Genomic DNA, 12,777 nt, shown 5'->3' with positions numbered 1-12,777 from the left:
GACCAGATTTTCATAGAATGAAGTAGAAAGAAATGGAGTGATTAAAAATGCTGCAAGTTAAAAATTTAAGTAAAACATATGGTGATGAAATCAAATATCAAGCATTAAAAGGGCTTGATTTAACTGTTGAGGATGGAGAATTTATCGGAATTATGGGACCTTCCGGCAGTGGTAAAAGTACATTTTTAAATCTGTTGGCGACAATTGACCAGCCTACTTCTGGAGAAATAGTATTGAACGGCAAAAACCCTCATAAACTGGATCAGGAGGCAATCGCTAAATTTAGACGGCGGGAGCTGGGCTTTATTTTTCAGAGCTTTAACCTGATGCCTACTTTGACTGTGGAAGAAAATATTGTTTTGCCTTTAACTTTAGATGGTGAAAAAATTAATGTGATGAAGAGAAAATTGCACCAGCTAGCTGAAAAATTAGGTATTGCACCATTATTAACAAAACGGATTGGAGAAATATCCGGCGGACAGGCACAGCGTGTGGCTGTTGCTAGAGCGATGATTCATCAGCCGCAGCTGTTGCTGGCTGATGAACCGACGGGGAATCTGGATACTAAATCCTCTAAAGATGTAATGAAGCTCCTACAGCAGCTGAATAGAGGAGAGCAGGCAACTATTCTGATGGTTACCCATGATCCTTTGGCAGCCAGCTATTGCCAAAGAATTGTGTTCATCAAGGATGGTGAATTGGTTGGTGAAATCAAACAACAGCAAGGACAAAAACAATTCTATGATGAGATTATGACCAATCTTGCAATGATTGAAGGTGTTGAGAATGAGTTTTAGTCAATTTGTAATCCGCAATACAATCAGAAACAGACGGCTGTATTTAGCCTATTTCCTAAGCACACTATTTGCTGTGATGGTTTTTTTCACCTTTACTGGTTTTGCTTTTCATCCGGCATTATCTGATGGATTAAATGCCAGTGCCCAAAAAGGGATGATGGCTGCGGCAATTATCATTTATGGCTTTTCTTTTTTCTTTGTACTGTATTCGATGGATGTGTTTATTCAATCGCGTAAGAAAGAATTCGGGGTATTAATGATTCAGGGCATGAGCCCTAAACAACTGAAACGCATGATTTTTATTGAAAATCTAGTTATTGGTTTTTTTGCAACAATTATTGGCAGCATTGTAGGAGTAGGTTTTTCCCAGTTGATTTTATTCCTCAGCAACAAGCTGATACATGTTAGTCTTAGTTTCTATTTTCCATTACAGGCAATGATAATAACTCTAATCTCTTTTTCCATTTTATTTTTAGCTATTTCTTTTTTCATTCAGTTTCGTTTACCAAAGCTCAAGCTACAGACGTTACTGAAAGCTGGAGATATGGGAAAAGGGACAATCAAGGGTTCATTTATCAAAGGATTATTAGCAATTATACTAATTGGCATCGGTTATGGTGTAGCACTGCTGTCACCAGGTCAGCTGGTTCCAATAGTTATGCTGCCGGTGATTTTTCTGGTTGTTTTGGGAACGAGGTTTCTGTTCAATCAACTCAGTGTCTGGAGTATTGAAAAGCTGAAGAGTAAAAGACAGATTTTTTGGAAGAAAACCAACATGGTTGTCTTTTCGGATTTGGCCTTTCGTATGAAAGATAATGCTCGCTCCTTCTTTCTCGTATCCATCATTTCAACAGTTGCTTTTGCGGCTATTGGGACCCTTTACAGCTTTCAACAAATGATTTTAGGGTCAGTTGATTCTATGCCGTATGAATTTCAGCTATCTGGTGAAATAGCAGAAACAGCACCGATTGATACTGCCTTTTCCGCATTATTGGAGCAAAAAGGCATTCAGGTGCAACGGGGTGACTATAAGACATATACGGATCAGAACCATGTAAACTTTATTAAAGAAAGTGACTACAATCGGTTGGCAGAAATTGCGGGACAACCCAAGATAGTGGTTAACGGACAAGCAATTCAACTGTTATTTGATACAGAGTTTGGTTCAGGAAATGAACCAGAAGCGGTCACTCAGGTTCAATTGCCAAATCAACAGCTTTTAGCAGTACAGAAGCAGGAAAAAGAAACTATTTTGCCAGTATTCAGTACAACAGTTGTTGTCCCTGATGCGACTGACTTAGATACATTGGGTTACACTCAGGGAACAGTTTGGCAACCGCAGGATCTTTCACGAGAAGAATTAATTGATCTGGGAAAATCTCAGGAAGGTAATTATCAGTTTTCTGCAAAAACCTATTCTACACAAATGATTTTAGACAGCTATAAACCCATTTTATTTGTAGGTATTTTCATTGGAATTGTCTTCTTTGTCTCTGCCGGAAGCTTCCTTTACTTCCGCTTATACAGTGATATGGATGTCGATGTAGAGAAGTTCAGAATGATTTACAAAATGGGATTAACGAAAAAAGAATTGAAAAAAATGATCAATCAGCAGGTGGCTATTCTCTTCTTTACACCAATTATTGTTTCAGTTATACATGGTGCAGTTGCACTGACAGCCATGTATCATATATTTAATCAGGGAATGCAGCTGGCAGGTTGGCAGGTATTGGGTGTATTCATTTTGATCCAGGCCGCCTACTATCTAATTGCGAGAATCTTCTACTTTAAAAAAGTCTATCGGCTTATTCAAGCCTAATTGGCTGCCAACATGTTAGTGGTTGAATTTAAGCGTTTTTTACAAAAGAAGCTTTTCCCAAAAGGTTATGAACGCTAGCGCTACTTTTTTTGCTGGTACTGGGTGAACAGGCTGTGTTCTTTGGTTTTTCTGAAAGTGTTTTTTTAAAATCATCAGGTATCTGAGGCAAGGGCGGGCTTGGAACAATATAAATTCCCAGATTCTCAGTATGTCTGGGACCAAAATAATGGCGGTCCAAAAGCCGCCTCTTCAAAAATAAGCCATACTATATTGGAAATGTAGCTATTTTCGTTTAGTATGGTTTATTGCTGAAAAACACAGTGATGTATGAGCTGATGTTGAACAGTATCTGCCTGGTTCTTGAAGCAAAACACTTTGGCTTAACCTCTTCTTTTTCCTATCTTGAAAATAAGAGAGCTGTTGCAATGCAAGAAAGAATGGGTTATAGTATGAATCGAAGTCTTGATGAAATGAGGAAAACTAGTGGAAAAGATATCCATTTACGGGTTGACTAAAGAAGAGCTGATCAACTGGTTTATTGAAAACGGTGAAAAGAAGTTCCGGGCTACACAGGTTTGGGAATGGCTGTACATAAAACGTGTACGCACGTTTAGTGAAATGACGAATTTATCTAAAAATTTAATTACTATACTAGAAGAAAACTTTATTATTAATCCTTTGCGACAGGTAATTATTCAGGAGTCAAAGGATGGCACAGTAAAATACTTGTTTGAACTGCCGGATAAAAACATGATTGAGACAGTTTTGATGCGCCAAGAATATGGTCTTTCTGTTTGTGTGACCACGCAAGTTGGCTGTAATATTGGCTGTACCTTCTGTGCCAGTGGATTATTGAAAAAGCAGCGGGATTTAACAGCTGGAGAAATAGTTGCACAGATTATGGAGGTTCAGCACTATTTTGATGAGCGTGGACAGGATGAACGAGTGAGCCACGTTGTCGTGATGGGAATTGGTGAGCCATTTGATAACTATGACAATCTGATGAACTTTCTGCATACAATCAACGATGCCAAGGGCTTGGCTATTGGGGCACGTCATATTACCGTCTCAACAAGCGGTCTAGTACCGAAAATCAAAGAATTTGCCGATAATGGTTTACAGGTTAATCTCGCGATTTCCCTACATGCACCAAATAATGATGTTCGTACATCCATCATGCGAATTAACCGCAGCTTTCCGATTGAGAAACTGATGGAAGCAGTCGATGAGTATCTGGAAAAGACTAATCGGAGGATTACCTTTGAATACATTATGCTGAACCATGTGAATGACCGAAAAGAACATGCTCAGCAGCTGGCAGATTTGCTGAAGAATAAGAAAAAGCTAACCTATGTAAATCTGATTCCTTATAATCCTGTAAGCGAACATGATCAGTACAGCCGCAGTGATAAAGCTGACGTGCTGGCATTTTATGATGTGCTTAAGAAAAATGGAATTAACTGTGTTATTCGCAGAGAGCATGGCACAGATATCGATGCTGCCTGTGGACAATTGCGTAGTAAGCAAATAAAAAAAGAAAAAGCAGCTAAATAAGGCGGCATAGTTACTATTCAAAAAAGATAAATTAACAAGCGGGGACTGAAACATTCGTCAAATTGATGATGTTCCAGTCCTTAAAAATTGTATAAACGGTATTCCAATGATTCATACTGCCTCAGGACTCCAGCAGCGAAAAGGTATGCAGGGAGAATGATAGACGAAAAAGCAGTTCCATTAGAAAGAAGCCGAAATATATTGAGAATAGTTGCTTAAGGCTCTCACCTTAGTTCCTATTTTCAGTATATTCCGGCTTTTTAATGTTTAGTACGTAGTCACTCATTCTGCGTTCTATACGAGCTGCTTGTGCAAATTGGCCAAACGAGTGACTAAATTCTCTCCAGTATTATAGGCGTATAAGATAGACAGTTTAAAGCAAAGCAAGGGTTGTTTCTGAATAAGTGCAATATTCTCCACGTAAATAAGTTTCTATGAAAGTGTTTTTTGCTTGTCATTCTTCGAATAGAGGTGCCATTGAGAGTTTTTTGAGAAAATGAAATTTGCCAACTGACTCTGACAAAGGGCTTTTCCACCGATATTTTCCTTAGCCTAAAACTAAAATAAATCCAGAGTAACTGCTTTTCTGGTAAGTTCTTTTCTTAGTTTTTAGTGTCCTTATAATACCCATGAATTTCCTCTTTTTAGCTGAGGATTTTTGATTTTTTCCATTATTTCTTCTGCCTGGTAGGTTAAGAAGCTAACATTAGATTGAGAAAGACCCTCTGCATTGAAATAGCTGACTAAGCGTCTGCACATAGTTTCTATCAGCTCTTCTTGATTATTCTCTTTATTAACCAGCAGCAGATTTAAATCGTCCGTAGTTTCTTGACCAAAAAGAGGACAGCTGGAAAGGGAACGTTCTACCCATTTGTAAAAAGGTAAATATCGTCTGTTGATTAGATGGACGCATTCGCTATAGTAGTGAATAAATTCTCCTAGTGCAGCCTGCGCACCAATTTGATTGTTTCTTTTTAGACATCGAAAATAGTTATATTGTCCTGATTGTGCAATTTTATTACAGCAATAGGCCATTTTTTTGAGGCGGATATCTTCGGGATAATAGGCTAGTAACTGTTTTCTAAAGGCGGTGAACTGTCCTAAATTATCCATGAAAACCTGACCATTAGTAGCGATAGAAAGAAAATCCTGAGGAATACGCAGCCACTCTTGAATGGTTTGTGGAACTGACTCACACAAGGTGAAATTCTTATAAAATTCTTCAATAGAATAGACATCCAGTTGAGCTGTCAGCGACGAAGATATAGTAGTTATTTCATCGATATATTCCAGATATTTTTGTCGCGGCAGCCATAAGCAGCATCTTGTTTTGAAGTCATGATCTCGCGAATAGGCATCATCAAATTCGTAGCATTCAGACCCCTGACCGACTAATCCAAAAGCACAGAAGGGGAAAATCTCTGGTAATTTATTCTGAAACAGCGCTAGTACTTCAGTTTCAAAAAAATGCCGGGCAGCCTCCATTCCATAACCACCTCTGTCCGTTTCACAAGGGATGGAAGAAGCCGCTTCAGCGATAGCTTCTTTTTTTAAGATACTATTCAGTGTTTGAATATGCCCTGTAACTGCCTGATAATCCCTGCTTTCTTCACCGTAGGTGTCCCTAATCAATTTCTGACTGACCTCATAAAGACTTAGGCTTTTAGAAAACTCCCCTCGTTTATAAAAAACACTGGCCATATTATTAAGTATAACTGCATACAACGGATGTTTTTTGCCTACTGTATTTCTCAGAAGCTCTTCTGCTAAAACCAAATAGGATTCTGCCTCCGGCTGTTTCGTTTGTTTACAAATTTCAAAAAGATTGTTGTAGCTGATTGCCAAAGGAACAGCTAATCGAGGTGAATCTTTAATAAGTTCAACAGCATTCATCAACAGTTGATAGGCTTGTTTGTACTCACCCATATTTTGATAAACAAGAGAAAGATTATTGCACAGACTAGCATAAGGATAATCAAATAGATTTAGGTTTTCGTATAGTTCTTTTGCCTGTAAAAATATTTTTTCGGATTTTACTAGTGAGCCCTGTGCTCTTAAAACATTCGCCAAATTTGTCAACGTAGTGGCGTAAGCTTCTGAATGACGGGAATAGAACCAGTCAATTAAATCCAATGCTTCAGTCAATGCTTCAACAGCCTTTGGATAATTGCCGGTAACACGCAGTGCACCTCCATATTCATTAAGTATCTCAATTGTTTTTGCTATTTTCTGTTCCTGCTTTGCCGCAGCTAATGCTTTTTCCAGCGGAATCAGCATTTCTTTTTCGTTTCCTTCACGCCAATAGCTGTGCGCTTGAGCCAAATGTTCTTCTATACTATTACTCATCAGCCTTCACTACTCCTTTTTTAGCTCTTGAAAACTATGAAACTTGCCCGAATATCCCGATAATACGCACTAGTGCAATTAATGGTAGCGCTTACTTAATATCATAGCTCAAAAAAACTTCTCTGTAAATATTCCTAAGAGTAGAAACGTTGAATAACTTTAATTTTGCTCATTTAAACAGGTTATAAATGATACCAGTGAAATAGGTATGAAGACTACAACGATAATTTTGTGCAGGTTTTATTCTTATTTAAACAGATAGAAACTGCTGAGCTGTCTAGAGCATTCAGCAGTTTTTATCTATGTGACAGTCTTTCTATGCTTAATCAAACCTCTACCTGAATAACATGAACCCCTTCTTTTTCTATTGCGTTAATGGCTTCAGGAGAGGCAAAGGTGTCTGTAATTAAGTAATCAATATCCTTAATATTTCCGCTGGTAAAGTTAGATGAAAAACCAATTTTTCGATAATCTGCAACAACAATGACCGGTCCGCGGGTTCGCTCAATAATTAAAGAATTAATCTTAGCTTCATGGAGAACGGGAGTAGTGATACCATCCTCTAAGCTTAACCCTGAACAGCCGATAATAGAAATATCAGATGACATCTTTGAAAAGGATTCAATGGCGATATCTCCAACCAATGCTTCTTTAGGAAAACGGATTTCCCCGCCTGAAAGAATAACAGTCGAATTAGGATGATGATCAATATTGGCAACCTTCACATTGTTTGTGACAATAGTTACGCGTTTTTCTTCCAGCTTTTTAATGGCAGCGAGAGCGGTAGAGCTAGTATTAATAAAAAGTGTATCTCCCTCGCTAACAAATTCAGCAGCTTTTTGGGCAATTAAACATTTAAGTATTTCCAATTCTTTGTTGTAAAGCTGCTCATTTTCTTTTTGAATTATCTTTGCCTTGCCGTGTTCCCGTATCACCTGACCCATTTTTTCAAGTGCAGTCAAGTCGCGGCGAATTGTAACTTCTGACACTGCCAGCTGCTCGCTAATTTCTTTAATTGATATAGAGGAAGCAGCGGTTTTTAGCAAGTCAAGAATACGCTCTCTTCTCTCCTGAATTGTCTTGTAGGAACTCTTCATAAAAATCTCTCCCTGTTCATATAGTCGTTAAGTGCAAAGTGTTTCCCAGCGTTCGAGCTTCCTTCAGCAAACGGTTTCCATCGGACACTGCACCAGACTTAACAGTGCTGCGGCCCTGCATATAGTAGAGATAAGCGAGTTCCCGATTATTTAGTCGACTAGTGTCAACCTGTTCAAAGGCTTCTAGGCTCTTTTTATTTCTACCTTGAACATAATACTTTATTCCCTCAATTTCTGACCAAGAATAAAGGGGACTAATCTGCTTTGTTTTTAGTTGTTTTAACTTAGTAAGCGATTCTAGCGCTGTATCTGCTTTTTCAAATTCCTCTAAAAAATAAAAGCAGTGAAGTTGTGTATGGTAATAAATAAAAAGGTAGTCAAAGGTCGAGCGGAAAAATTTTTCGTTCTTTGCTAAGTGCTCCAGACATTCATTATAATGACCTTTATCCATTAGTAATAAGGCATCGAAGATACGAAGGGAACCAGTAAAGCCCTTGAACAAATCAGCTTTATACAGCTGTTTCTTCAATTGCTCTGCTTTGATAATATCACAATCGAAAGTTAGTGCGCAGATCATTTTTTCATAGCTTCTTTTTAGATATTCAAACAGAAGTGTGACAGCTAAAGCAGCAATACCAACAACTGAAAAAAACAATTTAGATTCCAGTTTAGGAGATGTAGCTGCTAAATAGATGATATAACCGGCAAAGATACTGTAAATACTCCAGAGTAGTAGTTTTTTCCCAGAATGAAAGACAGTCCACAATATTTTTCTCATGATTCTCACCTCAAACATTATACTATCATAAAACAATCTTAATTTGCACTAAAAAATGATTAAATGCTCGAAAAATATTTAAAAAATGGTCAAACGTTCTTAAAAATATGAAATGCTCATAAAAAAAGATTGAAAACGCTTGATTTTGTTGTAGAATAAATTTGTAAACGAAAACAAACGTGAAAAATTAGGAGGCAGCGTATGGCGACAATTCATGATGTAACAAAAGAGAGCTGGATTTTAAGTACATTTCCAGAGTGGGGCACTTATTTAAACGAAGAAATAGAAAAAGAAGATGTTAAAGAAGGAACAGTTGCGATGTGGTGGCTAGGCTGTACGGGAATCTGGCTAAAATCACATGAAGGGACGAATATACTTTGTGATTTATGGTGTGGAACAGGTAAACGTACACACGGAGACGGTAAGATGAAAAAAGGACATCAAATGATGCGGATGAGCGGATGTGAAAACATGCAGCCGAATCTACGAACTCAGCCATTTGTTATTGATCCATTTGCGGTAAAGAATGTAGATGCATTAGTTGTAACCCATATCCATTCAGATCATCTGGATATTAATACGGCTGCAGCAGTCCATCAGAATTGCCCGGAGGCATCGTTTATCGGACCGCAAGAGGTTGTAAATACTTGGCTGGAATGGGGAATTCCAAAAGAAAAGACAATAGTTGTCAGACCAGGGGACCGCATTAAAGTGAAAGATGTTGAAGTAGCCGCATTGGAAGCATTTGACCGGACAGCGCTGGTAACTTGTGAAGATCCTGAAGTAACATTAAAGGAAAAAATGCCTCAGGATATGGATGAGATTGCAGTAAACTATTTATTTGAAACGAGCGGCGGTAATATTTATCATGCAGGAGATTCCCACTATTCCAATATGTTTGCTAAACACGGCAATGAACATAAAATTGACGTTTGCTTAGGCGCCTATGGTGAAAATCCAAGAGGAATTACAGATAAAGTAACATCTGTTGATATGCTTAGGATGGCCGAATCACTAAATGCAAAGGTAGTAATTCCAGTTCATTACGACATCTGGGCGAACTTTATGGCAGATCCGAAAGAAATCACGGAAATCTGGAAATTTAAGAAAGATCGTTTAGACTACCAATTTAAACCATTCATCTGGCAAGTAGGTGGTAAATTTACTTATCCTAATGATAAAGACAAACTGGAATTTAATTTTTATCGGGGATTTGAAGATGTCTTTGCTGTGGAGAATGATACGCCATTCCCATCATTCCTGTAAAAAGCATATAAATAAAAGAAATCGGGATGGAAAACAAAAAATTCCTCCCGATTGTTTAAAAATAAAAAATGGAAGGGGATACATGATGCTGAAGTATTTCTATGAAAATGATTTAGTACGTTTTAGCGAAAAAAAGCCGGGAAATTGGGAAGAGGCAGTCCAGATTAGCTGCGATAATCTACTTGAGAAGAAAATCATCAATCAGACTTATGTAGAAGAAATTATTGCCTGTGTTAAAGAATTTGGTCCTTACATCGTTATTGTGCCAGGGGTGGCTATGCCGCACTCTTCAGAAAAAAGTAAAGGGGTCTTTGGGACAGCTATTTCCTTTACAAAAATGCCAGCAGACGTTGTATTTGAAGAGGGAAATCCGGAAAAAAATGCCTGTTTATTTTTTACACTGGCAGCTAAAAATCCGGAAGAACATATGGAAAATATTGCGAATTTATCTGAGCTGCTGATGGTAGAAGGCTTGATTGAAGATTTATCTGCGACAAACTCACTGGCAGATTATCAAGGAGTTATGGAAAAATATCAATTATAAGAAAGAGGGGATAAAATGGATCAGGTTTTAGATTTTTTACTAGGAATTTGGGACTATTTTGCTGCAAACATTCTTACGCAGCCTGCGTTTCTTATTGGATTTATTGTGTTATTAGGTTATGTATTATTGAAGAAACCGATTTATGAAAGTATCGCAGGTTTCTTAAAGGCGACTGTAGGGTATCTGATTTTGTCTGTTGGTTCCGGCGGACTGGTTAATAATTTTCGGCCAATCCTTGTTGGACTAAAAGAACGTTTCGATTTAGACGCCATGGTTATCGATCCTTATTTCGGACAAAATGCAGTCACCGCTGGAATTGAAGAGACCTTTGGGCGGACCTTCAGTGATACGATGATTTTACTGTTAATTGCCTTTGTTATGAACATTTTGCTGGTTCGTTTCAAAAAGTATACAAAATTAAGAGCCGTATTTACCACAGGAAATGTTCAGATTCAGCAGGCGGCAACCGCCTTTTGGCTGTTACTCTTCTGTTTCCCGGATTTAGGCCGTATAGAAATCCTGTTGGTAATGGGACTGGTTCTAGGTTGTTATTGGGCAGTTGGTTCCAATTTGACCGTAGGAATCACACAGGAGCTGACTGAAGGGGCTGGCTTTGCCATTGCCCATCAACAAATGTTTGGAATATACATTTTTGCCCGCTTAGCTGAAAAAATGAAAAAAGGAAAGAACAATAAACGAATTGAAGATATTAAGTTTCCAGGTTTCCTTTCCATTTTCAATGAAAATATGGTCTCCACATCCATTTTGATGCTGTTTTTCTTTGGAATAATTATGGTTATATTGGGGCAAGACTATCTGATTCAAGCTGAATTTATGGTTGAAGGGCAAAGCTTTTTCTTCTATATTTTACAAACATCCTTGTACTTCGCCGTTTATCTGGCAATTCTGCAGTTAGGGGTTCGGACCTTCGTGGATGAGCTGACGCAATCCTTCCAAGGAATTTCTAATACGTTGCTGCCAGGAGCTGTTCCCGGCATAGATGTTTCTGCCTCACTAGCCTTTGGTTCGCCCAATGCGGTAACAATTGGCTTCCTGTTTGGCGCATTAGGACAGTTTGTAACCATCGGCTTATTAATTTTATTTAAGTCACCAGTCATTGTAATTGCCGGATTTATTCCGCTATTCTTTGACAATGCAGCGATTGCTCTGTTTTCAAATAACCGTGGAGGAGTAAAAGCTGCTTGTATTTTCCCATTTATCTCTGGGATTATACAGGTTGTTGGTTCCGCTCTAATTGCTTCATTTGTAGGACTGGCACAGTATGGCGGGTATTTAGGCATGTTTGACTGGGCGACAGTTTGGCCAATTGCTACATTACTGATGAAATTCCTTGGCTATTTTGGTATTGCAGTAGTTGTTCTGCTTCTACTAGCCATTCCGCAGCTTCAGTATCGTGCGAATCCGGAAGGCTATTTCCTGATTGCTGAAGATTATGATGAGTATGTAAAAAAGATGGCAGCTTAAATTAAAGGAAAAACACTAACTATAATTAATAGGAGGAAATAATAATGAGAGTATTAGTATCGTGTGCAAATGGATCAGGAACAAGCTTGATGATGATGAGAAGTGTAGAAAAAGGCTTGAAAGAGCTTGGCTTTGAAATCACAAAAATTCATCATTGTTCAATTGCAGAGGGAAAAAGTTCAGCTATGCAGTATGATGTAGTATTTACACCTATGAATTTTCTGCATATGTTCGATGCTGTAAAGGAAAAGGGTGTGACTGTGATAGGAATCAAAAATGTCATGTCTGCAAAAGAGGTACAAGAAAAAGTACAGGAAACGGATTTAGAAGCGACCTATAAGTAAAACAGAAAGCTTCTAAATTTATAAAAAGGCTGGATTAGAAATGAGCGCGGGATAGATTTGTTTCGTATCCTGCGCTCTTAAACTAGAGCGGGAGGAAAATTAATATGAGCAGACCAAATTTACAAGTTGCGTTAGATCATTCAGATCTAGCCAGTGCATTAGCTGACATCGTAAAAGTTGGAGAAGTTGTAGATATAGTAGAAGTAGGAACGATTCTCTGCTTACAAGCAGGAGAGGAAGCGATTCGCTGCATACGGGCGCTATACCCGGATAAGCGAGTGATTGCAGATACAAAATGTGCTGATGCCGGAGGAACGGTTGGAAAGAACTGTGCCGATGCGGGTGCGGATTGGATGACTGTTATATGCTGTGCAACAATCCCTACTATGAAAGCTGCAGCTGAGCAAGTTGGAGAAGTTCAAGTAGAGCTTTATGGCGACTGGACCTTTGAACAAGCACAGCAATGGCTGGATGCCGGCATCTCACAAGCCATCTATCATCAAAGCAGGGATGCTCTTTTTGCAGGAGAAACTTGGGGAGAAAAGGATCTGACTAAAGTTAAAAAGCTGATAGATATGGGCTTTAGAGTATCTGTTACTGGAGGCTTAGAGGTAGAAACCTTAAAACTTTTTGAAGGCGTAGCTGTCTACACATTTATTACCGGGAGAGGAATTACCTCAGCAAAAGATCCTAAACAGGCTGCTCAGGCTTTTAAAGATGAAATTAAGCGTATTTGGGGGGAGTAGA

At 38.5% G+C, this 12,777-nt stretch carries 11 protein-coding genes; 8 read left to right on the top strand and 3 right to left on the bottom strand.

Translation table 11 applies throughout. The features are described from left to right. Positions 1–47: 47 nt before the first annotated feature. The 3 genes from ACPWSO_RS06750 (at position 48) to rlmN (ending at position 4,170) form a co-directional block, all read left to right on the top strand. Positions 48–797, top strand: coding sequence for an ABC transporter ATP-binding protein (locus ACPWSO_RS06750; protein ID WP_426082114.1), 750 nt, complete (start codon positions 48–50; stop codon positions 795–797). Continuing rightward, the gene (locus ACPWSO_RS06745) at positions 787–2,616 is read left to right on the top strand and encodes an FtsX-like permease family protein (RefSeq protein ID WP_426082113.1); all 1,830 of its coding nucleotides are present in this window, start codon (positions 787–789) and stop codon (positions 2,614–2,616) included. The genes ACPWSO_RS06750 and ACPWSO_RS06745 overlap by 11 nt, the downstream gene beginning before the upstream one ends. Positions 2,617–3,099: 483 nt before the next feature. Further along, positions 3,100–4,170 carry a 23S rRNA (adenine(2503)-C(2))-methyltransferase RlmN gene (gene rlmN / locus ACPWSO_RS06740; RefSeq protein ID WP_426082112.1) on the top strand — a complete coding sequence of 357 codons (1,071 nt, stop codon included), beginning with the start codon at positions 3,100–3,102 and terminating at the stop codon, positions 4,168–4,170. Between the two features lie 618 nt (positions 4,171–4,788). On the opposite strand, the gene ACPWSO_RS06735 is transcribed toward rlmN, so the two are convergent. The 3 genes from ACPWSO_RS06735 to ACPWSO_RS06725 all read right to left on the bottom strand — a co-directional run bounded on the left by ACPWSO_RS06735 (position 4,789) and on the right by ACPWSO_RS06725 (position 8,391). Then, on the bottom strand, positions 4,789–6,516 hold the full coding sequence (locus ACPWSO_RS06735) for a DUF4037 domain-containing protein (protein WP_426082111.1): 1,728 nt from the start codon (positions 6,514–6,516) through the stop codon (positions 4,789–4,791). Positions 6,517–6,842: 326 nt separating this feature from the next. Then, positions 6,843–7,613, bottom strand: coding sequence for a DeoR/GlpR family DNA-binding transcription regulator (locus ACPWSO_RS06730; protein ID WP_426082110.1), 771 nt, complete (start codon positions 7,611–7,613; stop codon positions 6,843–6,845). Between the two features lie 16 nt (positions 7,614–7,629). Beyond that, entirely contained in the window at positions 7,630–8,391 is a 762-nt protein-coding gene (locus ACPWSO_RS06725) for a hypothetical protein (protein WP_426082109.1), read from the bottom strand. Between the two features lie 201 nt (positions 8,392–8,592). On the opposite strand from ACPWSO_RS06725, the gene ulaG reads away from it, so the two are divergent. The 5 genes from ulaG to ACPWSO_RS06700 all read left to right on the top strand — a co-directional run bounded on the left by ulaG (position 8,593) and on the right by ACPWSO_RS06700 (position 12,776). Continuing rightward, positions 8,593–9,657 carry an L-ascorbate 6-phosphate lactonase gene (ulaG, locus tag ACPWSO_RS06720; RefSeq protein ID WP_426082108.1) on the top strand — a complete coding sequence of 355 codons (1,065 nt, stop codon included), beginning with the start codon at positions 8,593–8,595 and terminating at the stop codon, positions 9,655–9,657. Positions 9,658–9,742: 85 nt separating this feature from the next. After that, a complete protein-coding gene (locus tag ACPWSO_RS06715; protein WP_426082304.1) occupies positions 9,743–10,201 on the top strand; it encodes a PTS sugar transporter subunit IIA in 459 nt (152 codons plus the stop codon). Positions 10,202–10,216: 15 nt separating this feature from the next. Next, positions 10,217–11,686: a PTS ascorbate transporter subunit IIC gene (locus ACPWSO_RS06710; RefSeq protein WP_426082107.1), complete on the top strand. Its 1,470-nt coding sequence runs from the start codon at positions 10,217–10,219 to the stop codon at positions 11,684–11,686. Positions 11,687–11,730: 44 nt separating this feature from the next. Next, complete coding sequence (locus ACPWSO_RS06705) at positions 11,731–12,030, top strand: PTS sugar transporter subunit IIB (protein ID WP_426082106.1); 300 nt, start codon at positions 11,731–11,733, stop codon at positions 12,028–12,030. A gap of 104 nt (positions 12,031–12,134) precedes the next feature. Further along, a complete protein-coding gene (locus ACPWSO_RS06700; protein ID WP_426082105.1) occupies positions 12,135–12,776 on the top strand; it encodes a 3-keto-L-gulonate-6-phosphate decarboxylase UlaD in 642 nt (213 codons plus the stop codon). Position 12,777: the final 1 nt, after the last annotated feature.

Source organism: Enterococcus sp. LJL51 (genome assembly GCF_049894025.1).
GTDB lineage: Bacteria > Bacillota > Bacilli > Lactobacillales > Enterococcaceae > Enterococcus_L.
Note: the sequence above shows the minus strand (reverse complement) of the source record. Positions and strands in the feature narration are given on the sequence as shown.